General features: G+C 63.0%; 22 protein-coding genes. 18 read left to right on the top strand and 4 right to left on the bottom strand.

What is annotated here, in order from left to right; genetic code table 11:
• Positions 1–397: 397 nt before the first annotated feature.
• Positions 398–1,252: a tetratricopeptide repeat protein gene (locus H163_RS23050; RefSeq protein WP_019965729.1), complete on the top strand. Its 855-nt coding sequence runs from the start codon at positions 398–400 to the stop codon at positions 1,250–1,252.
• A 222-nt stretch (positions 1,253–1,474) separates the two neighbouring features.
• Here H163_RS23050 and xth read toward each other — a convergent pair whose 3' ends face one another.
• Positions 1,475–2,257, bottom strand: coding sequence for an exodeoxyribonuclease III (gene xth / locus H163_RS0116565; protein WP_019965728.1), 783 nt, complete (start codon positions 2,255–2,257; stop codon positions 1,475–1,477).
• A gap of 418 nt (positions 2,258–2,675) precedes the next feature.
• Positions 2,676–3,026, bottom strand: a complete 351-nt coding sequence (gene erpA / locus H163_RS0116560) for an iron-sulfur cluster insertion protein ErpA (protein WP_026355957.1) — start codon at positions 3,024–3,026, stop codon at positions 2,676–2,678.
• 195 nt (positions 3,027–3,221) lie between these two features.
• On the opposite strand from erpA, the gene H163_RS0116555 reads away from it, so the two are divergent.
• The 3 genes from H163_RS0116555 (at position 3,222) to H163_RS0116540 (ending at position 9,244) form a co-directional block, all read left to right on the top strand.
• Positions 3,222–4,442, top strand: a complete 1,221-nt coding sequence (locus tag H163_RS0116555) for a deoxyguanosinetriphosphate triphosphohydrolase (protein ID WP_019965726.1) — start codon at positions 3,222–3,224, stop codon at positions 4,440–4,442.
• A gap of 80 nt (positions 4,443–4,522) precedes the next feature.
• Positions 4,523–6,289 carry an arginine--tRNA ligase gene (gene argS, locus H163_RS0116550; protein WP_019965725.1) on the top strand — a complete coding sequence of 589 codons (1,767 nt, stop codon included), beginning with the start codon at positions 4,523–4,525 and terminating at the stop codon, positions 6,287–6,289.
• Positions 6,290–6,370: 81 nt separating this feature from the next.
• Positions 6,371–9,244: an SPOR domain-containing protein gene (locus H163_RS0116540; RefSeq protein ID WP_019965724.1), complete on the top strand. Its 2,874-nt coding sequence runs from the start codon at positions 6,371–6,373 to the stop codon at positions 9,242–9,244.
• Between the two features lie 62 nt (positions 9,245–9,306).
• Here H163_RS0116540 and H163_RS0116535 read toward each other — a convergent pair whose 3' ends face one another.
• Positions 9,307–10,314, bottom strand: a complete 1,008-nt coding sequence (locus H163_RS0116535; protein ID WP_026355955.1) for an alpha/beta hydrolase — start codon at positions 10,312–10,314, stop codon at positions 9,307–9,309.
• A gap of 135 nt (positions 10,315–10,449) precedes the next feature.
• Between H163_RS0116535 and nagZ the strand changes: the two genes are divergently transcribed.
• The 11 genes from nagZ (at position 10,450) to H163_RS0116480 (ending at position 20,065) form a co-directional block, all read left to right on the top strand.
• Positions 10,450–11,472 (top strand): beta-N-acetylhexosaminidase, encoded by a 1,023-nt coding sequence (gene nagZ, locus H163_RS0116530; RefSeq protein WP_019965722.1) that lies wholly within the window; start codon positions 10,450–10,452, stop codon positions 11,470–11,472.
• A gap of 40 nt (positions 11,473–11,512) precedes the next feature.
• Positions 11,513–12,319 (top strand): segregation and condensation protein A, encoded by an 807-nt coding sequence (locus H163_RS0116525; protein ID WP_019965721.1) that lies wholly within the window; start codon positions 11,513–11,515, stop codon positions 12,317–12,319.
• Entirely contained in the window at positions 12,309–12,968 is a 660-nt protein-coding gene (gene scpB, locus H163_RS0116520) for an SMC-Scp complex subunit ScpB (protein ID WP_019965720.1), read from the top strand. The genes H163_RS0116525 and scpB overlap by 11 nt, the downstream gene beginning before the upstream one ends.
• Entirely contained in the window at positions 12,965–14,110 is a 1,146-nt protein-coding gene (locus tag H163_RS0116515) for an ABC transporter ATP-binding protein (protein ID WP_019965719.1), read from the top strand. The genes scpB and H163_RS0116515 overlap by 4 nt, the downstream gene beginning before the upstream one ends.
• 135 nt (positions 14,111–14,245) lie before the next feature.
• Positions 14,246–14,482, top strand: a complete 237-nt coding sequence (locus H163_RS0116510) for a twin-arginine translocase TatA/TatE family subunit (RefSeq protein ID WP_019965718.1) — start codon at positions 14,246–14,248, stop codon at positions 14,480–14,482.
• Between the two features lie 38 nt (positions 14,483–14,520).
• Positions 14,521–15,030, top strand: a complete 510-nt coding sequence (tatB, locus tag H163_RS24045) for a Sec-independent protein translocase protein TatB (protein ID WP_019965717.1) — start codon at positions 14,521–14,523, stop codon at positions 15,028–15,030.
• Complete coding sequence (gene tatC, locus H163_RS0116500; protein ID WP_019965716.1) at positions 15,027–15,815, top strand: twin-arginine translocase subunit TatC; 789 nt, start codon at positions 15,027–15,029, stop codon at positions 15,813–15,815. The genes tatB and tatC overlap by 4 nt, the downstream gene beginning before the upstream one ends.
• An 81-nt stretch (positions 15,816–15,896) precedes the next feature.
• Positions 15,897–17,183, top strand: a complete 1,287-nt coding sequence (serS, locus tag H163_RS0116495) for a serine--tRNA ligase (protein WP_019965715.1) — start codon at positions 15,897–15,899, stop codon at positions 17,181–17,183.
• Between the two features lie 3 nt (positions 17,184–17,186).
• Complete coding sequence (surE, locus tag H163_RS0116490) at positions 17,187–17,945, top strand: 5'/3'-nucleotidase SurE (protein ID WP_019965714.1); 759 nt, start codon at positions 17,187–17,189, stop codon at positions 17,943–17,945.
• A 37-nt stretch (positions 17,946–17,982) separates the two neighbouring features.
• The gene (locus tag H163_RS0116485) at positions 17,983–18,663 is read left to right on the top strand and encodes a protein-L-isoaspartate(D-aspartate) O-methyltransferase (RefSeq protein WP_019965713.1); all 681 of its coding nucleotides are present in this window, start codon (positions 17,983–17,985) and stop codon (positions 18,661–18,663) included.
• Between the two features lie 208 nt (positions 18,664–18,871).
• Complete coding sequence (locus tag H163_RS0116480) at positions 18,872–20,065, top strand: M23 family metallopeptidase (protein ID WP_244296124.1); 1,194 nt, start codon at positions 18,872–18,874, stop codon at positions 20,063–20,065.
• 88 nt (positions 20,066–20,153) lie between these two features.
• On the opposite strand, the gene H163_RS0116475 is transcribed toward H163_RS0116480, so the two are convergent.
• A complete protein-coding gene (locus tag H163_RS0116475) occupies positions 20,154–21,050 on the bottom strand; it encodes an ATP-binding protein (RefSeq protein ID WP_019965711.1) in 897 nt (298 codons plus the stop codon).
• A 249-nt stretch (positions 21,051–21,299) separates the two neighbouring features.
• Between H163_RS0116475 and yajC the strand changes: the two genes are divergently transcribed.
• The 3 genes from yajC to secF all read left to right on the top strand — a co-directional run bounded on the left by yajC (position 21,300) and on the right by secF (position 24,272).
• A complete protein-coding gene (gene yajC / locus H163_RS0116470) occupies positions 21,300–21,629 on the top strand; it encodes a preprotein translocase subunit YajC (protein WP_019965710.1) in 330 nt (109 codons plus the stop codon).
• Between the two features lie 64 nt (positions 21,630–21,693).
• Positions 21,694–23,304 (top strand): protein translocase subunit SecD, encoded by a 1,611-nt coding sequence (gene secD, locus H163_RS24835; protein ID WP_019965709.1) that lies wholly within the window; start codon positions 21,694–21,696, stop codon positions 23,302–23,304.
• Positions 23,305–23,321: 17 nt separating this feature from the next.
• Complete coding sequence (gene secF / locus H163_RS24830) at positions 23,322–24,272, top strand: protein translocase subunit SecF (RefSeq protein ID WP_019965708.1); 951 nt, start codon at positions 23,322–23,324, stop codon at positions 24,270–24,272.
• Position 24,273 lies beyond the last annotated feature (1 nt).

Here is a 24,273-nt window from a genome sequence, read left to right as displayed (position 1 = left end):
AAGAGCGAGGCAGTCAAGCGGGCATACGCATCAGTGTGTATGCCATTTGGATCAGGGGTTTGGTGTGCGCGTTATCTTTGCGTTGAACAGGACAGGGAATGGCGGGGTGACATCCCGAGTCTGTCTTTACAGCGGTGAAACGCATTCCTCTTTCCTTGGTTCCATCTCCCGCAGATTTTTTTCGCATGGTGCCACAGCTGCCAGCGCAAATACTGACAGCCTCAATGGTGCTGGCCCAAATGCTGCCGGAATGCAGCAGTATTTTTCTGTCCATCGAATTCACACAGGGCCAGCGCCGCACGGCGCCACGGGCATGGCGGCCAGGCTGGCTGCCGGCCGCGCTGCAGCTTTGGCCGGAAAAGGTGCGCCAGTCCGCACCAAGGTGAGATCCAGAGTCATGCGTATCTTGCGGAATCTCGTCCAGATCGCCGGTCTGCAGCTCATGCTGCTGGTGCCTGCTCATGCTTTCGACGGAACACCGGCCAGCAATGAGCAGATCACACCGGAGCGCATGACTGCGAGCGAGGCGCTGCGTCTCGGCGCGAGGAAATACTATTCCGGCGACAAGCAGGCTGCCCTTGATTCCCTGCGCTACGCGGCCGAAAACGGCCAGCCGATGGCTGCCTGGAAGCTGGGCCAGATGTATGCGGCCGGTGACGGCGTTGCCGAGGACGACTATAAGGCTTTCGAATATTACAATCAGGTTGTCAGCCTTTATGGCGACGAAAGCCCCACCTCTCCGCAGGCACCTTTCGTGTCCAGCGCCTTCGTAGCGCTCGGCAAGTACTACATGACCGGCATCAAGAACACGCAGGTCAAGGCCAATCCGGCCCGTGCCCGCCAGATCTTCACCCACGCCGCCTCGTATTTCGGCGATGCGGAAGCCCAGTATGAGCTGGGGCAGATCTACCGCGAGAACAACGATCTGATGGCCGTGCGCTGGTTCAACCTTGCGGCACTCAAGGGGCACATCGGGGCGCAGGCGCTGCTGGGCGAGACCTTGTTCAACCTGGCCGACTCGCTGGAGAACCGCGAACGCGGGCTGATGTGGATGACCATTGCCCGTGCCCATGCGGCTGAAGAGGGCGTGGGCGATCTGAGCTGGGTCGTCGACATGCAGGAGCGGTATTTCTCGCTGGCAAGTGAGGACATCCGCCGCTCCGCTGCCCGCCGTGCCGATGCCTGGATAGCCAAGCACGAGCCGATGCGTGCGCCTTCGGCCGAGGCACTGAGCGCCGCGACCCTGCGGTAACACCACCCATCTGCATCAAACGGACACCTTCGCCTGCGGTTCGTGCCGCAGGCGTTTTGCTATTCAGGGGCGGGTATTCAGCTTCGCCTGAGGGCGTGATGCCGCCGCATGACGAGCTTGACACATCGAGTGCCGGTTAAGCCCGCGCGGCGCTTGAGCCTTTTCAAGGCGTGATGCATCAGCGTCTCAGAGCCTTGCAATGAGAGATGAGGGCGTTATGGCTTACGCCGCAAGATCCACCCAGACAGGCACGTGGTCTGAAGGCTTTTCCCAGCCGCGCACATGGGCGTCGATGCCGCAGCCGCGCATCAGGTCGCTTGCCTGCGGTGATAGCAGGATGTGGTCGATGCGGATGCCGTTGTTCCGCTGCCAGGCACCTGCCTGATAATCCCAGAACGTGTAGGTTTCGGCAGCATCCGTCGAGGCGCGCACGGCTTCGGTGAAGCCGAGATTGACAAGGCTGCGGAAGCGGCTGCGGCTTTCGGGCTGGAACAGGGCGTCGCCCAGCCAGTCCTGCGGATTGCGCGCATCCTTCGGCTCGGGGATGACGTTGTAGTCGCCCAGCAGCAGGAAGGGCGTTTCTTCGGCAAGGCGCGTGCGGGCATGGGCGATCAGCCGGTCCATCCAGCGCAGCTTGTAGGGGAATTTTTCCGTGCCCAGCGGGTTGCCGTTGGGAAGGTACAGGCAGCCGACGCGCAGCGCCCCGCCGTCTGTCGAAACGGTTGCTTCGATGTAGCGGGCCTGCTCGTCGCTGTCATCGCCAGGCAGGCCGCGCTGGATATCCTCCAGCGGCTGGCGGGAGAGGATCGCAACACCGTTGAAGCCCTTCTGCCCGTGGGTGGCGACGTGATAGCCCAGTTCCTCGAAAGGCACGGAAGGGAAGGCCTCGTCCACCGACTTGATTTCCTGGAAGCAGGCAATATCGGGCTTTGCCTCGGAAAGCCACTGCAGCGCCGTGTCGATGCGGGCCTTGACCCCGTTGATGTTCCAGGTGGCGATCTTCATCCCCGCAGCCCGTCCTTCTGCCGATCTCATGTTTTCCGGCTGATAGTGTTAGCAGGCACGTGGGGGGATGGCCAGAGAGGGGGGATTGAGGACGTGCGGGAAAACGTGCTCGGGTATCGCCATTGCGGGGTGGGGCTGTATCCCCGGAGCTGCCAGCGTGTTTCAGGCAGTGCGTCCATAACAGGTCCCGGCACAAGGCCGGGACGGCGCGGTGGAAATGCTTCTGGAGGATATTATGCCTGAGGACAGAGCGTGTTCAGCGGGCTCGCAAAGGAGACACATTCTCCACGCCGTCCCGGCCTTGTGCCGGGACCCGTGAGGGTTTTGGTGTCTGCAAGTCTGGTCAGTTTCGCCTTCGCAGCAGACCACACGATGGCAACCTCACGAAGGCAATACGCTGCGAAGGGGTGATGTGATCTCAGATCGTGAAACTCGTGCCGCAGCCGCAGCCGGCGACGGCGTTGGGATTGCGGATCTGGAAGGACTGGCCCATCAGGTCGTCAATGAAGTCGATCTCCGAGCCTTCCATGTACTGGAGCGACACCGAATCGACCAGAACCGTGGCGCCGTCGCGCTCGATGACCAGATCATCCTCCTCGCGGGCGGTGACCACGTCATACTTGTACTGAAGACCCGAGCAGCCGCCGCCTTCGACGCTGACGCGGAGCATGGAGCCGGGCGTTTCGCCGGAGAGAATCTTTGCAACACGGCGGGCGGCGCGGGCGCTCAAGGTGACCGGAGTGGCGGCTTCCAGGGTGTCTGTGCTCATGATTTCGGCTTCCATCAAGGGGGCGGCGCTGGATTTCTGCAGGAAAATGGCCATATCCAGCCATTCACAGGGTGTCATCACAGTTGCGCCTTGTCTTGACTAATAGGTATGTACGCATTGGGCCTGCGTCAATTGCAGAAGCGCAAGGTCAGGAATGCCGTCCGGTACGGTCTGCTTGCAGGTGGGGTGATTTGAATGACAGTAGCGAGCCTTGGTTATGGGGCGCAGGCACGGGCCGTCTATGCACAGGACCCGGCGCAGACGCTGGGGCGTCTTCACCCCGAGCCTGAGAGCCCGACGCGCACGCCCTTCCAGCGCGACCGGGACCGCATCATTCATTCCACCGCCTTCCGCCGCCTGAAGCACAAGACCCAGGTTTTCGTCTATCACGAGGGCGATCACTATCGCACGCGTCTGACCCACACGATCGAGGTGTCGCAGATCGCCCGCGCGCTCGCCCGCGCCCTGCGGCTCGATGAGGATCTGGCCGAGTGCCTGGCGCTCGCCCATGACCTTGGCCACACGCCCTTCGGACATGAGGGCGAGGATGTGATGCATGAGTGCATGGCCCCTTACGGCGGCTTTGACCACAATGCCCAGTCGCTGCGCGTCGTCACCTCGCTGGAGCACCGCTATGCGGAATGGGACGGGCTGAACCTCAGCTGGGAAACGCTGGAAGGCCTTGTGAAGCACAATGGCCCGCTGGTGGATGCCTCCGGCGCGCCGCTTGGCAAGTTCAAGGACAGCGTGCTGCCCTTCGCCATCCGCACCTATTCGGACAAGCAGGATCTGCGCTTCGACAGCTGGCCAAGCGCAGAGGCGCAGGCCGCCGCCATTGCCGATGACATTGCCTATGACGCCCACGATCTGGATGACGGGCTGCGCGCGCGGCTGTTCAACATTCAGGACATCGCCGAAGTGCCGTTCCTGGCGGACATCCTGCAGGAAGTCGATAGCCGCTATCCGGGACTGGACGAGCCGCGGCGCATCCATGAGATCGTCCGCCGCCAGATCACCCGCATGGTGGAAGACGTGATCCGCGAGGGCATCCGCCGCCTGCGCGAGCTGCAGCCGAAAAGCGCAGAGGACATCCGCAGGGCAGGGCATGCGGTGGTGGACTTCTCCGCAGAGATGAGCAAGGCCGAGAAGGAAGTGAAGCGCTTCCTCTTTGCCCGCATGTACCGGCACCCGGATGTGCTGTCAGTGCGCAAGCTGGTGGCGCGGATCACGCGCGAGCTGTTTGCCCGCTACATGGCCAGCCCGTCCGACATGCCGCGCGAGTGGGCGTCAGGGGCGGCAGACCTCTCGGGAGAGGCGAGGGCGCGGCTGGTTTGCGACTTTATCGCCGGCATGACCGACCGTTATGCCATCGAGGAACACCGCCGCCTGTTTGACGATACACCGGATTTGGGCTAGGCCCGCCGCCAGACATGCCCCAGGATGAAACCGGGGCGCTCAAGCCATTCCTTTTCAAGACAAGCCAGATTGGCCATACGATGAACATCTTTGCTGAATTCACCACCCGGGTGCAGGCTGCCGTCAAGGCGCTCGATCTTCCCAGCCCCTTGAGCGATCAGGATCTTGCCCGCATCACCGTGGAAAGCCCGCGCGATCCGGCCCATGGCGACCTTGCCACCAACGCGGCCATGGTTCTATCCAAGCCGCTCGGCATGAAGCCGCGTGATCTGGCCGACCAGATTTCCGCAGCCCTTGCCAAGGATGCCGAAGTTGCAGAGGTCAGCGTTGCCGGACCCGGCTTCATCAACCTGCGCGTCAAGCCCGTGGTGTGGCAGCGGATTCTGGGCGCTGTCGTCAGCGGCGGCCTTGATTTCGGCCGCTCCGCACTGGGCGGCGGCGCCAAGGTCAATGTGGAATATGTTTCGGCCAACCCGACGGGCCCGATGCATGTGGGCCATACGCGCGGCGCGGTCTTCGGCGATGCGCTGGCCAACCTGCTGGCCTATGCCGGCTATGAGGTGACCCGCGAATACTACATCAACGACGCAGGCTCGCAGATCGACACGCTCGCCCGCAGCGCCTTCCTGCGCTACCGCGAGGCTCTGGGCGAGGAGATCGGCGAGATTCCGGCTGGCCTCTATCCGGGCGACTATCTGAAGCCGGTGGGCGAGGAGCTGGCCAAGGCCCATGGCAAGGCGCTGCTGGAGATGGGAGAGGATGCGGCTCTGCCGATCGTCAAGGAAGCGGCGATCTCAGGCATGATGGAGCTGATCCGGGGTGATCTGAAGCTCCTCAACGTGCATCACGATGTGTTCTTCTCCGAGCGCACCCTGCATGAGCGTAACGAAGGCGGAGAATCGCCCATCGACCGGATGCTGGACGTGCTGCGCGGCCGTGATCTCGTCTATGAGGGCACCCTGCCGCCGCCGAAAGGCCAGCTGCCGGAAGACTGGGAAGACCGCGAGCAGACCCTGTTCCGCGCCACCGGTTTTGGCGATGACATCGACCGCCCGCTGAAGAAGTCCGACGGCTCCTACACCTACTTTGCCGCCGACGTCGCCTATTTCCTGTCGAAATACGAGCGTGGCTTCAAGGAGATGGTCTATGTGCTGGGCGCCGACCACGGCGGCTATGTGAAGCGTCTGGAAGCGGTCGGCAAGGCTATCTCAGGCGGTTCGTCCGAGGTCATCGTGCGCCTGTGCCAGCTGGTGAAGCTGTTCCGGGCGGGCGAGCCCGTGCGCATGTCCAAGCGTGCCGGCGATTTCGTCACCCTGCGCGATGTGGTGGAAGAAGTGGGCCGCGATCCGGTGCGCTTCATGATGCTGTTCCGCAAGAATGACGCGCCGCTCGACTTCGATTTCCAGAAGGTGACGGAACAGTCGAAGGACAATCCCGTCTTCTACGTGCAGTATGGCCATGCCCGCTGCTGCTCGGTGCTGCGTCAGGCGGCTGAGGAACTGAAGGGGCAGGATCTGTCGGACGCTGCACTGGCTGCGGTGAGCTACGAAGGCCTGAGTGATTCTGGCGAACTGGAGCTGATCGGCAAGCTTGCGATGTGGCCGAAGATGGTCGACGCCGCCGCCGAGGCGCACGAACCGCACAGAATCGCGTTTTTCCTGCACGATCTGGCAAGTTCCTTGCATGCGCACTGGAACCGTGGCAAGGAAATGCCGCAATTACGTTTTATTAACCCTGAAAATACAGAGTTGACTCTCGCGCGTCTTGCTCTTGTGAGGGCAGTATCTTTGGTTCTTGCTTCTGGGCTTGCAATTCTTGGAGTCGACGCCCCCCAGGAAATGCGCTGAGGCAGGAGAGTGTGTCCGGCCGGGTGATCCCGGATAGCCAGTTGGCCTGGCCGGATGCCATCGGTGGAACGCAACACGAATATGTCTCAACGCTCTGACTTTCCCAGATCCGATTCTTTCCGTGAGGCAGATTCTGCCGCACGGCATACGGACGATCAGCTGGGCGCTGAGGATCCGCTGGTTCAGCTGGCGCGCATCGTCAACCGCAACCGTCCCGCATCTCCAGAAGCCGGCGGCGATTACTTCGCAGCGCTGGATCAGGATGACCTGCTGCGGGAGCCGGCGGGGCAGCCTCCGGTTTCCCAGTCTGCCGGTTACAGCGGTGACGAGGGAGCGGGCGCTTACGGCCAGCCGGAGAGCTATGCTGGCGCCGAGGCTTATTCCGGCGCCGGATCCTACGCGGATGAGCCGTACGAAGCCTATGCCGGGCAGCCGGATTATGGCGCTCCGGCCGTAGCCCTGCCTGAAGACTTTCATCTGGAAGACCCATATGGCACGCCCCGCAGCGAGGAAAGCGGCTACCCTGAGGTCGTGTCGCAGCCTTTCGTGACGCCGGGTCTGCGCAGCGGCGGAGATCCGTTGCGCTATGAAGAGCCGGAGCCGGAGCAGTATGCCCCGTCAATGGAGAGCTACAGCTTGCGCGGCTCTTCCGGCCTTCAGCTGGATGAGGATGCCTTTGCTTCGTCGCTGTCTTCCGGCGAGCTGAACTATTACGCCGGCGAGAGTGCTCCGGACGAGGTTGTTGCCGGTCTGCGCCCTGACCTGAACCTGTCTCTCGATCCGGAAGAGCTTGCAGGCTATCCGCAAGACGATGCCGCCATGGATGGCGACGAAGTTTACCCGAGCCAGCCCTATGCCGCGTCTGCCTATGCTGACGAAGGCTATGGAGATGCTGGTGCTTACCCGGAAGAAGAGACCTATACGGAAGAGGCTTATTCCTCCGGGGACTATGCTGGCAATCTGACGGCGGCTGGCAGCCGGTATGAGGCTGCGGACCAGAGCCCTTTGCGCGGGTCCCTGGATCAGGGAAGCGGCTTTGATTTTGCTGCCAGTCTGGAGCAGGGGCTTGAGGATGAGCTGCAGGGTGCCATCGAAGCTGGTTCTCAGGAGCAGCCCCGTGCTCAGCCGGCCTCATCCTTTGCCGGATATGGCCAGGAGGAGCCTGCTTCGTCTGCTTCCGCTGCAGGCACGGGATCCATGGCTGCAAGTCTTTCGGCAGCCCTCGCCGGATCGCTGGTCTCCGCGCTGAGTGAGGAAACTCCGGTTGCGGGAGAAAAACCGGCAGAGCGGACCTTCAAGCCGCGTGCAACACCTCAGATGCCTCAGGCCAAGGCCGAGCCTGTGAGCAAGCCCGCCAGCGCGCCGTCCTACGGAGGCTATGATCCCGAAGCGCTGGCTGCAGCGCCCCAGCCGAGCAAGGCGGCGACCGCTGCTGTTCCCTTCGTGCCGGATGCAACGCAGCCCTGGCCGTCGCTGGCGTCCGATGCAGCCGTGCGCAGTGCAAAGGAAGCTTCGGCCAGCTTTGCCGAGCTTGATGATCTCGTCGGCTCCCTGTTCAACGATGAAAGGCTGCAGAAGGCCCGCGAGCCCGAGCGCATGTCTTCCGGCCTTGATACTGCCGATATCGATGACATGGCCTGGCCGGATGCCTTGCGCAATCTTCCGCGCGATGCGGGACCTGTCGAAGATAATCTGTCTGAAGGCGACATCGCGGACATCTTTGCCCAAAGCCGTCCGCAGGCGCAGCAACTGCCGTTGCTGTATGACGAGGACGAGGCCCCCCCCCCTCCGGGTGGCTATGATCTGGATGCGGTTGCCCGTGCCATGCAGGAGAGTGATCCGACCCTTGCGGGCGCCGGTATCCTGCCGCCTCATTCCTCGTATGAAGAGCAGGCGGCGCCGCATGCCGGCAACAGCCGCCGGGGCCTGAAGATTGCTGCCGCTGTACTTGGCGTGGCCGTTGCCGGAGGAGCTGCCTTCGCGTTGCTCGGAACGGGCGGCTCGTCCGTGCCGGATGGCCCGCCGCAGGTGATTGCAGGGCTCGAAGAGCCGCTGAAGACCTATCCCGAACCGGCTGAAAGCGGTGCCGGCCAGCCCGCCAAGCTCATATATGACCGTGTTGGCGGAGAGCCGGCCGATGGTGAGCGCATGGTCGTGCAGGATAGCCCGGAGCCGGCCGAACTTCCCCCCGCACCGGTGGATGGCTCTGCATCGGATCTGACGCCGGGGGCGCCGAAGCGGGTGCGCACGCTTGTGGTGCGGCCTGACGGCACGATTATCAACGGCGCCTCGGGCGCTGATACGGCCGGGGCCGGGACGGTCAGAACCGTTTCGCCGACGCCGGTTGCGCAGGCCCCGGCACTTGAAACGCCGGGCATGCCCAGCGCAGCTGGTGCGCTTGCCCCTGTCGCAACCCTGACGCCCGCGCAGGGCGCAGAGGAACCCGCAGGAGCGCTGACGCCGGTGACCCCGGAAGAGCAGCGGGCAGCGGATGCGATTTTCAAGGGCGCATCCCCGCGCGTGAAGCCGGGCCCAGGAGCACAGGTTGCTGCTGTTCAGCCGCAGCCGGTTCCGGCCCAGCCTTCCACGCCGCAGCCTGTCAATTCCGGGCCGCTCAATCTGACCCAGCCGGCAGCACCCCAGCCGGTTGCCGCGCAGCCCGTGCAGCAGGCTCAGGCTTCCGCACCTGCTGCGTCCTCGATTGCACCGGGCACCTATGTGGTGCAGGTGACGTCGCAGCGCACGCCTGAGCAGGCGCAGACAGCCTATTCTGCCCTTCAGCGCCGCTATCCTTCGGTGCTGGGCAGCCAGACGCCGGTCATCGAGCCGATCGAGATCGAAGGCCGCGGCACGTTCTACCGCGTGCGCATTCCGGCCGGGTCTAAGGACGCCGCCGACGCGCTCTGCGGCAGCCTGCAGTCTGCCGGCGGCGATTGCTTCGTCCGCCGCAACTGAGACAGATAGCCCAATAGAAACGCCGGTCATTTGACCGGCGTTTTTTATTTGAATACAGTCTCTTACATCAATGCCTTCACCAAGTGCGGCAGGCTGCGCTCCAGCCGGTAGTCGATAGAGGAGTGGTTGTCCGGGAACTCCTCATAGACATGCGCGACGCCCCTTGCGGTCAGCGTCTGGTGCAGGCGGCGGGCGCCGTAGAGGAGATTGTACTGGTCGACGTCACCGCAATCGATCCACAGCGCCTTGAGGCTTGCAAGCGCGTCCAGGTGCTGCGTGACGATCTGCGCCGGGTCATTTGCCAGCCAGTTGGCCCAGCGTTCGGGGATGAGCTCGCAGGTGCCCGAGGTGACCGGCAGGCGGATGCCGCAGAAACTGTCCGGGTCCGGATCATAGCTGGCGGCCATGGCGAGGGACATCAGCACATGCATGTCGGAACCGGAGAATTTCGGTCCTGCCTCGAAGTCGGTGATGAAACGCTCCACCGAGCCGCCCTTGCGTGCCAGCGTGCGCAGCACGTTGGGCATGTCGGGCAGGTAGCACAGCTCGAAACCCATGTCGCCGGAATGGCAGGCGGCCGCCGACCACACATCCGCGTGCCGCATGGCATGCATGATGGCGCCATAGCCGCCGGAAGACTTGCCGAAAAGCCCGCGTTTGCCCTTGCCGCCGCAGCCGAAGCGGCTCTCGACCGCCTCCAGCATCGGGCCGGTGAGATATTGCGCCCACAGGCCCATGGCGGCCGAATCGACATACTGGTTGCCGCCCAGCCGGGTAAAGCAGTCGGGCATGGCAATGACAACCGGGGGCAGGATGCCATCTTCGATCATCCGGTCCAGCCGCTCGGGCAGGTTCTCGCCGAAATTCTTCCAGGCGGCGTGGCCGGGGCCCGATCCGGTGAAGCCCGCAAGATCGACGAGAAGCGGAAGCCCCTTGCCATCAAGGCCGTGGGGCACGTAGACGATGACCTCGCGCTCTGCCGGATCGCCCAGGAGATTGGCTGCCAGCAGGGGGCTTGCGACCGTGAGGCTGTGAAGACGTCCCTTGGGTGTGTCGTGGCGCTTGCGCATGATGGCATCCTGTGATTGGCACATGGGTCTCAGGGCATGTTTATGAGCCAGGCGCGCAGAGGGTGCAAATCAGCCCTTTGTGCGGCCTGACAGATCCGGGCGGTTCCTGTGGAAGGACGCCCGCAAAGGTGTTTGATGACGAAGGCATTCATCACGGGCTGTGCGGGGCTGGAACTTTCGCAGGATGAGCGCGCCTTTCTGGCTGCCGAAGACCCGTGGGGGCTCATTCTCTTCCGCCGCAATTGCGAGAGCCGCGAGCAGATCGGGGCGCTGACAGCCGCCTTCCGTGAGGCAGTTGGCCGCAGCGATGCTCCCGTTTTGATCGATCAGGAAGGCGGGCGGGTGCAGCGCCTGCGCCCGCCGCTCGCCCCGTCCTATCCGCCTGCGCGCCGCTTCGGAGCGCTTTATGAGCTGGACCGGGAAAAGGGCCTGCGCGCCGCTTTTCTCGGCGCGCGGCTGATCGCCAGTGACCTGGCCACCCTTGGCATCACCGTGGACTGCATGCCCGTGCTGGACGTGCTGTTTCCGCAGACGGTGGATGCCATCGGCGACCGGGCCTATGCGGGTGAGCCGGAGACGGTGGCAGCGCTCGCCCGGGCCGCCTGTGACGGCCTGCTGGCAGGCGGCGTGCTGCCGGTGATCAAGCATCTTCCCGGACACGGGCGGGCTGAAGTCGACAGCCATCTGGAATTGCCGCGCGTGCGGGCGCCGCGCACTGATCTGGAAGCGGTGGACATGCTTCCATTCCGCAAGCTGGCGGATCTGCCGCTGGGCATGACCTGTCATCTGCTGTTCGAGGATATCGATCCGGATCATCCGGCCACCCAGTCGCAGATAATCATTGAAGAGGTTATCCGCCGTCAGATCGGCTTTGACGGCGTGTTGATGAGTGACGATCTTTCCATGGAGGCTCTGGGCGGCGATATTGGCAGCCGGGCTGCGAAATCCTTTGCTGCGGGCTGTGATCTTGCGCTTCACTGCAACGGGGATCTCAAAGAGATGCGGCAGGTGGCGGCAGTTGCGCCGGTGCTGCAGGGCGCCAGCCTTGACCGCTGCGTGCGGGCCGTCGCTGTGCGCCCGGTGCCGGAAACGGGCTTTGATACGCTTGCGGCGCGGGCGGAAATGGATGACCTGCTGGGCGGCGCGGGGCTTGCCTGATTTTGTGCGGCCCGGAACCAGCGCGTGAAGGAAACGGCAGATGGTGACACAGCCGGACTTTCTGGAAGGCCCGCCCATCGACAATGAGCGGGCGGTGTCCGATCCGCAGCTTGTCGTGGATGTGGACGGCTTTGAAGGCCCGCTCGACCTTCTGCTGACGCTGGCGCGCGGTCAGAAGGTCGATCTCACCCGCATTTCCATTCTGGCGCTGGTGGAGCAGTATCTTGCCTTCGTCTCGGAAGCCCACAAGATGCGGCTGGAGCTTGCGGCCGACTATCTGGTGATGGCGGCCTGGCTCGCCTATCTGAAGTCGCGGCTGCTGATCCCCGAGCAGAAGAACGAGGATGAGCCGACGGGCGAGGAACTGGCCGCAGCGCTCGCCTTCCGCCTGCAGCGCCTTGAGGCGATGCGCAACGCCGCTGCTGCGCTGATGGCGCGCAACCGGCTGGGCCGGGATGTGTTTGCCCGCGGCGCGCCGCAGCAGCTGGCCGTGCAGCGCAAGAGCGTCTGGACGGCAACCATCTACGAGCTTCTGACCGCCTATGCAGCGCAGCGCCAGCGCCAGTCGGTCACCCACGTGCGGGTGCGGCTCAGGACCGTGTGGTCACTGCAGGAGGCGCGCGAAATCCTCACGCGCCTTGTCGGCAGCATGGCGGACTGGGCGCCGATCAATTCCTATCTGATGGACTATCTGATGGACGATCAGGAACGGGCGACCGTGCTCGCCAGCACGTTCTCCGCCAGCCTCGAAATGGTCCGTGAAGGGCATATCGAGCTGCGCCAGTCCGGCCCGTTTGAGCCGGTCTATATCAGAAAACGGCAGGAGGGTTCCCGCGATGGCGGATGAGATCGACCGGGATGGCCTGCGCATGGTGGAGGCGCTGCTCTTTGCCTCTGCCGAGCCGCTGGCGCGGGACGACATTGCCGCCCGGCTGCCGCAGGGCATGGATGTGGATGGCCTTCTCTCGGAGCTGAAGCGCCATTATGCGATGCGCGGCGTCAATCTGGTGCGGGTGGCCGGAAAATGGGCCTTCCGCACCGCCGAGGATCTGGCCTATCTGCTGCAGCGCGAGGCGGTGGAACAGCGCAAGCTCTCGCGGGCGGCGCTGGAAACCCTTGCCATTATCGCCTATCACCAGCCGGTGACCCGCGCCGAGGTGGAAGAAATCCGCGGCGTTTCGACCAACAAGGGCACGCTGGACGTGCTGATGGAGACCGGCTGGATCCGCATGCGCGGCCGCCGCAGGACGCCGGGCCGCCCGGTCACCTACGGCACCACGGATGCCTTTCTCGACCATTTCGGGCTGGAGGTCATCGGCGATTTGCCGGGCCTTGAGGAGCTGAAGGGGGCAGGGCTGCTCGACAGTGCCATTCCCGCCAGCTTCCATGTCCCGATGCCTGACGATTCGGATACGCTTGCCCCGGATGAAGATCCGCTGGAGACGGGGGAACTGTTCGATTTCGAAGAGCTTGAAGCAGAGGAACCGCAGCAATGAGCGCAACCGCCCTGAAAGAACGGCCCGAGAGCGGCGATACCCCCGGCTGGGGTGCGCGCGGCACGGCGGGGGCAGCTTTTGCGGCTGGTCTGGCCTTTGAGAATGTCTTTCATGCCTATGACGGCGTGCCGACGCTGCACGGCGTCAGCCTCAGCATCGAGCCGGGTGAAATTCTCTGCCTTCTGGGCCATTCGGGCTGCGGCAAGACAACGCTGATGCGCATTGCGGCCGGTGTCGAGCCGCAAACGTCCGGCTGCGTGCTGATCAATGGCGAGGAAGTTGCCGGGCCTGCCCGCTTCCTGCCGCCCGAGAAACGCGGTGTGGGCCTGATGTTCCAGGACTATGCGCTGTTTCCGCATCTCACCAACCGTGAGAACGTGATGTTCGGCCTGACGCAGTTGAGCCGGGATGCGGCCCGCTCGGTGGCCGGGCAGATGCTGGCGCGGGTGGGGCTGGCGGGCTACGCGGATGATTATCCCCATTCTTTGTCCGGCGGCGAGCAGCAGCGCGTGGCGCTGGCCCGCGCGATTGCGCCGCGCCCTGGCATCCTGCTGATGGATGAGCCCTTCTCGGGCCTCGACCGGCGCCTGCGCGACGATGTGCGCGAGGAAACCCTGATGATCCTGCGCGAGACGCGGGCGACCTGCATCATGGTGACCCACGACCCGGAAGAGGCGATGCGCATGGGCGACCGGATCGCCCTCATGCGGCGCGGGCGGCTGGTGCAGTTCGGTACGGCGCGGGAGCTTTATCTTCAGCCCACAAGCCGGTTTGCGGCCCGCTTCTTCTCCGAGGTCAACGAACTGGAAGGCGTGGCCACGGCAGACGGGCTGGAGTGCGCTTTGGGCCGGCTGGCGCTGGAACCGGAGCGCTGCTTGCCTGCCGGCACGAAGCTGGACATCTGCGTGCGCCCGGAAGGCGTGATTCTTTCCGGCGCCGAGGGCAAGGGCTGCAAGGGGCGCATTCTCAGCCGCCGCTTCATCGGGATGGCAGATCTGGTGCTTGTGGACGTGGAAGGACTGTCCCAGCCCCTGAAGGCGCGGTTGCGTGGTGACGAGGGCCTTACTGCAGGTTCTGATGTGAGTGTGGAGCTTGATCCACGGGATGTACTTGCCTTTGCCAAAGAGGCCGTAACCGACTAGAAGGAGCTTGCGGGGCCGTGTTCCGGGTCCCACATCTCCTGAGTCTGGCGCTTGGTGGACAAGCGTCCTGCGCCAGGGGCAAGGGTGCACAAGGGCAGGGCATTGCGTATCTGACCCGCATTGGGAGTTCTGGGAATGAGTATTGGTATCTGGCAGCTGCTGATCATCGCAGTGATCGTCATCCTGCTCTTCGGGCGAGGCAAGATCTCCGATCTGATGGGTGACGTCGCCAAGGGCATCAAGAGCTTCAAGAAGGGCATGGCCGAGGACGACACAGCCGAGAAGGCTCCCGAGGTGTCCAAGACCATCGAACACAAGCCGGCCGATCCGGTTGCTGCCGACAAGGTACAGGACCAGTCCAAGGCTGGCTGATACGTCAGTCGCTTTGTCGCTAGGGATGGCGGTTATTCATGTTCGATATCGGATGGGCTGAACTTATGGTGATTGCCTGCGTGGCGATCATTGTCGTTGGCCCGAAAGACCTGCCGCGGATGCTGCGGACCTTTGGTCAGATCGTCGGCAAGATGCGGCGGATGGCGAACGAGTTTCAGTCGACCTTCAATGACGCCATCCGTGAGGCTGAGCGTCAGGCCGAAATTGATGATATGCGCAAGGCCGCCGATGCTGCCTCGAACTTCAATCCTCTGGGCGACCTGAGGAAGGCAATTGAAGGTGACAAGGCAGCCGGCAAGGACGCCGCGCCTCAGGCTCCGGCATCCGATGCTGCCGTGCCCGTTTCGCCGCCGGTGCCCGTTTCCGCCGCGAGCTCGACGGAAGACCAGCCGCTGGCGGTTCCCGTGACGGGGCCTCAGGCGCCCGGGCCCGTGGTTGAGCCTCAAACAGCGTCGAAGCCCGAGCCTGCTCCGGCCAACCCCGCAGAAGCACAGGCTGCACCTGCTTCCCAGGACAAGACAGCATGAGCCAGGACGACATCGACGCTTCCCGGGCGCCGCTCATCGAGCACCTGATCGAACTGCGCTCCCGCCTGTTGAAGTCGGTCATCGCCTTCATCATCATGTTTGCCGTGTGTTTCTACTTCGCGACGGACATCTACAACATCCTGACGGTGCCCTATCTGAAGGCGGTGGGATCGGCCAAGCCTGTCGAGATGATCTTCACGGCGCCGCAGGAGTGGTTCTTCACCCAGATGAAGCTGGCGCTGTTCGGCGCGCTGTTCCTGGCGTTTCCGGTGATTGCCTCGCAGATCTACATGTTCGTAGCGCCGGGGCTCTACAAGAACGAGCGGCATGCATTCCTGCCGTTTCTGGCGGCCACACCGGTGCTGTTCCTGATGGGCGCATGCCTCGTCTATTTCTTCGTCATGCCGATGGCGATGGGCTTCTTCCTTTCGATGGAGCAGACGGGCGGCGAGGGCAAGGTGGCCATCCAGCATCTGGCCAAGGTGAGTGAATATCTCGGTCTCATCATGACCCTGATCTTCGCCTTCGGCCTCGTGTTTCAGCTGCCAGTGGTGCTGACACTGCTGGGGCGCGCCGGGTTCCTCTCTTCGCAAACGCTCAAGGAAAAGCGCAAATACGCAATGGTGATCGCCTTCATCGTTGCGGCTGTCCTGACGCCGCCAGACCCGATCAGTCAGATCGGCCTTGCGATCCCGACCTTGCTTCTCTACGAAGTGTCCATTCTTTCGGTGCGGATGATCGAGCGCAAGCGGGCCGAGAAGGAAGAGAGCGAAGCGGCGGACTGAACCGCTTCCTGGCTTTCTTGCCTTTGCCCCTTCCGCCGGTCTGTCCGGGCCGCTTTTCCTGTCTTTCAGCGGAAGCCTGACATGTTCGACATCAAGTGGATCCGGGACAACCCCGACGCCTTCGACGCAGCCCTCGCACGCCGTGGCCTCGACAAGGCATCCGCCCGTCTCATCGCGCTCGACGATGCGCGCCGCAGCCACATTGCCCGCCTGCAGGAAGCCCAGGAGCGCCGCAATGCGGCCTCCAAGGAAATCGGCAAGGCCAAGGCCACGAAGGATGAAGCAGCGGCTCAGGCGCTGATCGATGAAGTCGCCAAGATCAAGACCTTCATTCAGGAGGGCGAGGATGAAGAGCGCCGCCTGAACGAGGCGCTCGACAAGGCGCTCTGCGTCATCCCCAACCTGCCGCTGGACGATGTGCCCTATGGCGAGGATGAGAGCGGCAATGTTGTCTACCGCACCTGGGGAGACAAGCCGGAACTGAGCCTTGGCTTTGCGCCGAAGGAGCATTACGAGCTGGGCGAGGCCAACGGCGGCATGGACTTTGCCGTTGCGGCCAAGCTGTCGGGCGCACGTTTCGTCGTGCTCAAGGGCCAGCTTGCCCGGCTTGAGCGTGCGCTCGGCCAGTTCATGATCGATCTGCACACGACCCAGAACGGCTACACCGAAGTGTCGCCGCCGCTGCTCGTCAATTCCGAAACCCTCTATGGCACCGGCCAGCTGCCGAAGTTCGAGGAAGACCTCTTCAAGGCTGGTGACAACCACTATCTCGTGCCGACCGCAGAGGTGCCGCTGACCAATCTGGTGGCGGGCGAGATCCTGACGGAAGACATGCTGCCGCTGCGCGTTACGGCGCTGACCTATTGCTTCCGTTCGGAAGCCGGTTCGGCCGGCCGCGACACGCGCGGCATGCTGCGCCAGCACCAGTTCCAGAAATGCGAGCTGGTGTCGGTGACAACGCCTGAGACCTCGCAGGACGAGCTGGAGCGGATGCTCTCCTGCGCCGAAATAGTGCTGCAGAAGCTTGGCCTGCACTACCGTGTCATGACCCTTTGCACTGGCGACATGGGCTTCGGCTCGCAGAAGACCTATGACATCGAGGTCTGGCTGCCGGGGCAGAACACCTACCGCGAAATCTCGTCCTGCTCGGTCTGCGGCGACTTCCAGGCCCGCCGCATGAGCGCGCGCCTGCGTCCGTCCGATCCGGCGGCCAAGGGCCTGCGCTATGTGCATACGCTCAACGGCTCGGGGCTCGCTGTTGGCCGTACGATGATTGCGGTGATGGAAAACTACCAGAACGCCGATGGCAGCATCACTTTGCCGGAGGTTCTGCGCCCCTACATGGGCGGCCTCGAAAAGATCGGGTGAACCATGCGCATTCTCATCACCAATGATGACGGTATCCATTCTCCGGGGCTCTATGCCCTGGAGCGGATTGCGAAGACCCTGTCCGATGATGTCTGGGTCGTTGCGCCGGAGACGGACCAGAGCGGCGTCGCCCATTCGCTGACGCTCTCTGAGCCGCTGCGCCTGCGTCAGGTGAACGACCGGCACTTTGCCCTGCGCGGCACGCCGACCGACTGCGTCATCATGGGAGCCCGCAAGGTGCTGCCGGGTATGCCGGATCTCATTCTCTCCGGCATCAACCGGGGTGAGAATGTCGCCGATGACGTGACCTATTCGGGCACCGTTGCAGGCGCCATGGAAGGCGCCATCCTCGGCATTCCCTCGATCGCCGTCTCGCAGGCCTATGGCTACGGTCAGGGCCGCAACCCGGACTACTCCACGGCGGAGGCTCATGGCCCGGCGCTGTTCCGCAAGCTTCTGGACTTCAGCCTGCCGCGTTACACGCTTTTGAACGTCAACTTCCCCGCCTGTCCGGCGGATCAGGTGGCGGGCGTGCGGGTGACGGTGCAGGGCCATCACGAGCAGACGGGCCTGATGGTGGATGAGCGCGTCGATGCGCGCGGCTTCCCGTATTTCTGGCTTGGCTTTACCGCCCGCACGCATGATCCTGTCGGTAACAGCGATCTCAACGCACTCAATGCCAATTGCATCTCCGTGACGCCGCTGCGCCTGGATCTGACCGCGCATGATCTGGTCGGGCTGGTGGCGGAGCATCTGGCCTGATTGCAAGATGCAATTGACGGCCTGAAAGGGGTGGGGCATGCCGCAGGTGTTCGACACCGGGCCGGAATCGGTCACACAGGATGAGTCGGAGGCTCGTGCCGCGCTGGTATTGTCGCTGCGCCGGCGCGGGCTGAACGACAGGCGCGTGCTTTCCGCCATCGAGCGGGTGCCGCGACGCCTGTTTCTGTCTGCCCGCCATCACCGTTTTGCCTATGAGGATTCGCTGCTGCCGATCGAATGCGGTCAGGTGGTGAGTGCGCCGTCACTGGTGGCGAAAATGGTTCAGCTCCTTGAGATTGCGCCGAACCACAGGGTGCTGGAGATCGGGACCGGCTCCGGCTACCAGACGGCGATTCTCTCTCACTTGAGCCAGCACGTCTTCACGGCGGACCGGTATCAAACCCTGATCAATCTGGCCCGCCAGCGCATTGCCGCCCTGAAGATCCAGAATGTCGAGTTTCATCATGCCGATGGGCTGACGGGTCTGCGCGAGCGTGCGCCTTATGACCGGATCATCCTGACTGGTTCGGTGCCGTCCATCCCCGATTCTGTGCGTCTTCAGCTCGCTCCGGATGGTATTCTGCTTGCCCCTGTCGGCCCGGCCGGGCAGCAGCAGGATCTCATGCGCATGCGCAAGACGGATGGTGAGTACCACAGCACGAAAGTTGGCGAAGTCCGGCTTGTTTCCTTGCGTGATGGGATTGCGCAGGTGCTGTAAGCGCCCGGAAATCAAGCGGTTTACCTTTTGTTGATGCTGCGTTTAGGCTTTGTCAACCTTACTCGCTTCTAATCATTGCCAGTGGTTTTCAACTGTGGATCAGAGTAGGGCGATGGCAAATCCGATGCGTGAGTATCGCAGCTCCCTGCGTTTGCGGGTCGCAGCGATCTGTGTACTGGCCTCCTTCGGGGCGGGCTGCAGCGGAAGCATGGAGCGCTTCGCCGACGGCCCCATTTACACGGGCAGCACACCCAATCAGCGTTCAATTCTTGCCCAGTCCGGTGGCGGTCAGCCGACCTATCAGGACGTGGTGGCCGGAAATGGCGGGAGCAATGGAGGCTTGCCTGCTTCGGGCGGTTCGCCCCGCACGACTGGTTCTGTCTCCGGTTCGTCGCTGCCGCCGCTTGGGCAGTCTTCAAGTTCTCCGGCGCCGCAGCCGGTTGCCGCTTTGCCTGCGCCTGCCCAGTCTGCGCTTGATCTTTCGCAGGCGCAAGGCGAGCGGTCCTGGCGCGGCTGGTCCAGTGCCGGCGGCACCCGTGTGACGGCCCGCCAGAACGAATCTGTCGCTTCCATGGGCCAGCGTTTCGGTGTCCCCGCCGATGCCATCGCAGCCGTAAACGGGATCGATAAGAATGCGCCGCTGCAGGCCGGTCAGACTGTCCTGATTCCCACCTATTCAACGGCTGGTGTCTCTGCTCAGCAGACAACATTGCCCGCGGCCGGGGCTTCTCCTGCAACAACGGGCACTGTAGCGCCGGCGGCGCAGCAGCTTGCAGCCGTGTCCGCACCGGATCGCAAGCCTGCAGGCGCGCGTCAGTCTGCGGCAGCCCAGCCTGCACAGCCGCAGCCTGTTGCCCGCACAAACGAGCCGAAGCCTGCAGCCCCGATTGCAGCCCTGCGTGAGGTTCCCGCATCCAGCCTGCCGGCCAATGCCCAGCCGGCCATAGAGGCGATGAACTCTGCCGCAGGTGAAGGCAAGCCGGTGCAGACGGCTTCCATCGATCCGGAAGAGACTGTTGGCGGCCCGATGTTCCGCTGGCCCGTGCGTGGCCGCGTCATCTCCGAGTTCGGCTCCAAGCCGGGCGGTGCGCGCAATGACGGTATCAATCTGGCGGTTCCCGAAGGCACGCCGGTGAAGGCGGCCGGTGACGGGTCTGTCATCTATGCCGGAAACGAACTGCAGGGCTTCGGCAATCTGGTGCTCATCCGCCATGCAGATGGCTGGGTTTCGGCCTATGCCCACAACAGCGAGATACTGGTCAAGCGCGGAGATGAAGTCCAGCGCGGTCAGGTGATCAGCAAGGCGGGTGCCACCGGCAACGTCAGCCAGCCTCAGGTGCATTTCGAGCTGCGTCAGGGCAACCGTCCGGTTGATCCGACGCGCTATCTGCCCAAGGGCTGACGGCCGGCAAACAAGCCAGGCTCATATGAAAAAGAGGTCCCGGAGTGCTTCAGCGCTCCGGGACCTTTTGATTCGTAACATTGGCGTCTCACGACAGAGGCTTGCCCAGCCTTCCCGCAAGATCCTGAATGTACTGGAAGGCGACGCGGCCTGAGCGTCCGCCACGGGTGGTCGACCATTCCAGAGCTTCGGCCCGCAGCGTTGCGGCATCGATCTCCAGCCCGAAATGGCGCACATAGCCGCCGACCATCTCCAGATAGTCGTCCTGGCTGCAGTTGTGGAAGCCGAGCCACAGGCCGAAACGGTCGGAGAGGGAGACTTTTTCTTCCACCGCCTCGGCCGGATTGATCGCGGTCGAGCGCTCGTTCTCGATCATGTCACGCGGCAGCAGGTGGCGGCGGTTGGAGGTGGCGTAGAAGATGACATTCTCTGGCCGTCCCTCAATGCCTCCTTCCAGAACCGCCTTCAGCGACTTGTAGGAGGTGTCGTCGTGATCGAAGCTCAGGTCGTCGCAGAAGATGATGAACCGGTACGGGGCGCCCTTGATGATCTTCATCAGGGCGGGCAGGGTGTCGATATCCTCGCGGTGGATCTCGATCAGCTTCAGCGCGGGCACGCCGCCGTCAGAATTGATCGCCCCGTGAACGGCCTTCACCAGCGATGATTTGCCCATGCCTCTGGCGCCCCACAGCAGGGCGTTGTTGGCCGGAAGCCCCTTGGCAAAGCGCATGGTGTTTTCAAAGAGGAGATCCCGCACGCGCGAGACGGCGCACAGAAGATCCAGGTCCACCCGGTTGACCTTCGGCACAGGCGACAGTTCGCCCGGCTGAGGCTGCCAGACAAAAGCGTCCGCAGCGGCAAAGTCCGGGGCAGACGGCTCAGCGGGAACAGCCCGGGCGATGAGGCTGATCAGTGTGTCGAGCTTTGCCGACAGCAGCTGGAGATCCGGGTTGATTTGTGGAAAATCTTTGGCGCCTTGGGTCATCTTGCAGGTGTAACTCGCGGTCTGAGTGCCTATATGGCGCGAGGAAACGCGTCTTCGTCAGGCTTAGCATGCGGGGAAGGGGGCCGAAATGCCGGTTTTGGCTGGATCGGTACGCTCAATATTGCAGCATGGCTTGAATTGCGGGGCTCCCTCGGTATAGTCCGCGCAATCTGATGAAGGCGAAACCAGAAATAAACTGGTGGTGCCATCCGCCACTGGCGAGAATCGCCCTTCTGCGAGGAGAGCTTGATGTTGATTACCCCTGCCTATGCCCAGACCGGTGCCGGTGGCCCCGATTTCCTGATCCAGATGCTGCCCTTCGTGGCCATCTTTGCCATCATGTATTTCCTCATCATCCGCCCGCAGCGTCAGCGGATGAAGAAGCATCAGGAAATGATCGCCAACCTGCGCCGCGGCGACACGGTGGTGACCGCTGGCGGCCTCATTGCCAAGGTGGTCAAGGTGGTCGACGAATCGGAAGTGCAGGTTGAACTGTCTGACGGCGTGCGCGTGCGTCTGGTGCGCTCCATGGTGCAGGAAGTGCGTTCCAAGTCCGAGCCGGTCAAGGACGGCGAATAATCCAATCCCTGCGGATCCCATTGGCCCGGCCCTTAGTGCCGGGCCTTAATACAGGCGTTTCGACATGCTCTATTTCGCACGCTGGAAGATCGCACTGATCATTGGTGTGATTCTTGCGGGCATTGTGTCCGTCTTGCCGAACTTTCTTCCGGCATCGACACTTGCATCCTGGCCCAAGTGGCTTCCCCAGCGCCAGATTGTGCTTGGTCTCGATCTTCAGGGCGGTGCCTATCTGCTCTATGAGATCGACCGGCAGGATTACATCCAGAAGAGCCTGACGACGCTGACAGGTGAGATCCGCAATGAACTGCGCAAGGAACCGCGCATCGGCTACACAGGTCTTGGCATCCAGGGTGAGAGCGTGCAGCTGCGCATCCGGGATATGGACCGGTTGAACGATGTGCGCGAGCGCCTGCAGCCGCTGGTCAATCCGCTGGTGAATTCCCTGTTCGGCGGCGGCTCGGTCAATGAGTTTGCCCTCTCGGTGGACAATGACGGCCTCGTCCGCTTCACCTTCACCGAAGACGGCCTCAACCAGCGCATGGCATCAATTGTTCAGCAGTCGATCGAGGTCATCCGCCGCCGCGTGGATGAGCTGGGCACGACTGAGCCGAACATCCAGCGCCAGGGCACCGACCGTATTCTCGTGGAAGCGCCGGGCGAGCAGAATCCCGAGCGTCTGAAGTCGCTGATCGGCCAGACGGCGCAGCTGACCTTCCACCTCGTCGATACCACCATGTCCGCCGAACAGGCGATGCAGGGCAGACCGCCGGCAGGTACCGTGGTGATCAACTCGGTGGATGATCCTCCGATGCCTTACCTCGTTGAGGAAGTGCCGCTGATGACCGGCGAGGATCTTTCCGACGCGCAGGTCTCGATCAACCAGCAGAACAACGAGCCTGTTGTCAGCTTCCGCCTGAATACGGCGGGCGCGCGCAAGTTCGCAACGGTCACCACTCAGAATGTCGGCCGTCCTTTTGCCATCGTGCTCGACAATGAGGTGATCTCGGCTCCGCGCATCAATGAGCCGATCACTCAAGGGTCGGGTCAGATCTCTGGCAATTTCACCGTTCAGACCGCAAACGATCTGGCGGTGCTGCTGCGCGCCGGTGCTCTGCCGGCTAAGCTGACCGTGATCGAGGAGCGGGCGATCGGTCCGGGCCTTGGCCAGGACTCCATTGATGCCGGCCGCCTGGCTTCCGTCATCGGTGCTGCTGCTGTCGTCATCTTCATGATCCTCGCCTATGGCCGCTTCGGGCTGTTTGCGGACATTGCACTGACCGTCAACGTGATCCTGATCTTTGCGATGCTGACGCTGTTGCAGGCGACGCTGACACTGCCCGGCATCGCAGGTATCGTGCTGACCATCGGCATGGCGGTGGACGCCAACGTGCTCATCTACGAGCGCATCCGCGAAGAGTACCGTGCCGGACGTTCGGCCATTTCGGCGATCGATGCCGGGTTCTCCCGCGCCTTCGGCACCATCGTGGACGCCAACGTGACAACGCTGATTGCGGCACTCGTGCTGTTCCAGCTGGGATCCGGTCCGGTGCGCGGCTTTGCCGTAACGCTGGCCATCGGCATCCTGACGACGGTTTTCACCGCCTTCACCTTCACTCGGCTTCTCGTCGCCATCTGGGTCCGCAGGGCCCGTCCGACGAAGCTTGCGCTCTGATCCGGGAGAAACACGTTATGGCTTTGCTCCGTCTCTTTCCGGACAACACCAAGTACCGCTTCATGTGGTTCAGGAAGGTCAGCTTTCCGCTGTCCATCCTGATTGCCATCGCTTCCTTCGGCCTGTTCTTCTCGGTGGGTCTCAACTACGGCATCGACTTCAAGGGCGGCAGCCTGATCGAGCTGAAGACGCAAGGTCCCGCTGATCTTGCGGCCATCCGCGGCGATCTGTCAGGTCTGAACCTCGGCGATGTCCAGGTGCAGCAGTTCGGCGATCCTGACGAAGTGCTGATCCGCATCGAGCAGCAGGATGGCGGCGAGCTGTCCCAGCAGGCTGCCATCAACAACATCCGCGAAGCCTTCGAAGGTCAGGTGGAGTTCCGCCGCGTTGAGATCGTTGGTCCGCGCGTTTCAGGTGAACTGGCCTTCGCCGGCACGATGGGCGTCACGGTGGCCCTGATCTGCATCCTGTTCTACGTCTGGTTCCGCTTCGAATGGCAGTTTGCCGCCGGAGCGATCCTGACGACGCTCAACGATGTGATCGTGACGATTGGTCTCTTCGTGATTCTGCAGCTGGACTTCACTCTGTCGAGCATTGCGGCCATTCTGACCATCATCGGTTATTCGCTGAACGACACGGTCGTGGTTTATGACCGCATCCGCGAGAACCTGCGCCGCTACAAGAAGATGCCGCTTCCCGAGCTTCTGGACCTGTCGATCAACGAGACGCTGGCCCGCACGACAATGACCTCGGTGACGACGCTGATCGCTCTGCTGGCGCTCTACATCTTCGGCGGTGAGGTCATTCAGTCCTTCACGCTTGCGATGATCATCGGCGTGGTGATTGGCACCTATTCGTCAATCTTCCTCGCGGCTCCCATGCTCATCCTGTTCAACCTGCGCGGCACAGGCGGTGGAGAGGAAGAGGATGGTGCCAAGGACGGCAAGTCAGCGGCCAAGACGGCCTGAA

The organism is Pannonibacter phragmitetus DSM 14782 (assembly GCF_000382365.1).
GTDB classification, from domain to species: Bacteria; Pseudomonadota; Alphaproteobacteria; order Rhizobiales; family Stappiaceae; genus Pannonibacter; species Pannonibacter phragmitetus.
This window is presented reverse-complemented; position numbering and strand designations above follow the sequence as displayed.

Coding starts and splice junctions, on each gene's coding strand:
- H163_RS23050 (WP_019965729.1), top strand. CDS start 398: ATGCGTATCTTGCGGAATCTCGTCCAGATCGCCGGTCTGCAGCTCATG.
- xth (WP_019965728.1), bottom strand. CDS start 2,257: ATGAAGATCGCCACCTGGAACATCAACGGGGTCAAGGCCCGCATCGAC.
- erpA (WP_026355957.1), bottom strand. CDS start 3,026: ATGAGCACAGACACCCTGGAAGCCGCCACTCCGGTCACCTTGAGCGCC.
- H163_RS0116555 (WP_019965726.1), top strand. CDS start 3,222: ATGACAGTAGCGAGCCTTGGTTATGGGGCGCAGGCACGGGCCGTCTAT.
- argS (WP_019965725.1), top strand. CDS start 4,523: ATGAACATCTTTGCTGAATTCACCACCCGGGTGCAGGCTGCCGTCAAG.
- H163_RS0116540 (WP_019965724.1), top strand. CDS start 6,371: ATGTCTCAACGCTCTGACTTTCCCAGATCCGATTCTTTCCGTGAGGCA.
- H163_RS0116535 (WP_026355955.1), bottom strand. CDS start 10,314: ATGCGCAAGCGCCACGACACACCCAAGGGACGTCTTCACAGCCTCACG.
- nagZ (WP_019965722.1), top strand. CDS start 10,450: ATGACGAAGGCATTCATCACGGGCTGTGCGGGGCTGGAACTTTCGCAG.
- H163_RS0116525 (WP_019965721.1), top strand. CDS start 11,513: ATGGTGACACAGCCGGACTTTCTGGAAGGCCCGCCCATCGACAATGAG.
- scpB (WP_019965720.1), top strand. CDS start 12,309: ATGGCGGATGAGATCGACCGGGATGGCCTGCGCATGGTGGAGGCGCTG.
- H163_RS0116515 (WP_019965719.1), top strand. CDS start 12,965: ATGAGCGCAACCGCCCTGAAAGAACGGCCCGAGAGCGGCGATACCCCC.
- H163_RS0116510 (WP_019965718.1), top strand. CDS start 14,246: ATGAGTATTGGTATCTGGCAGCTGCTGATCATCGCAGTGATCGTCATC.
- tatB (WP_019965717.1), top strand. CDS start 14,521: ATGTTCGATATCGGATGGGCTGAACTTATGGTGATTGCCTGCGTGGCG.
- tatC (WP_019965716.1), top strand. CDS start 15,027: ATGAGCCAGGACGACATCGACGCTTCCCGGGCGCCGCTCATCGAGCAC.
- serS (WP_019965715.1), top strand. CDS start 15,897: ATGTTCGACATCAAGTGGATCCGGGACAACCCCGACGCCTTCGACGCA.
- surE (WP_019965714.1), top strand. CDS start 17,187: ATGCGCATTCTCATCACCAATGATGACGGTATCCATTCTCCGGGGCTC.
- H163_RS0116485 (WP_019965713.1), top strand. CDS start 17,983: ATGCCGCAGGTGTTCGACACCGGGCCGGAATCGGTCACACAGGATGAG.
- H163_RS0116480 (WP_244296124.1), top strand. CDS start 18,872: ATGGAGCGCTTCGCCGACGGCCCCATTTACACGGGCAGCACACCCAAT.
- H163_RS0116475 (WP_019965711.1), bottom strand. CDS start 21,050: ATGACCCAAGGCGCCAAAGATTTTCCACAAATCAACCCGGATCTCCAG.
- yajC (WP_019965710.1), top strand. CDS start 21,300: ATGTTGATTACCCCTGCCTATGCCCAGACCGGTGCCGGTGGCCCCGAT.
- secD (WP_019965709.1), top strand. CDS start 21,694: ATGCTCTATTTCGCACGCTGGAAGATCGCACTGATCATTGGTGTGATT.
- secF (WP_019965708.1), top strand. CDS start 23,322: ATGGCTTTGCTCCGTCTCTTTCCGGACAACACCAAGTACCGCTTCATG.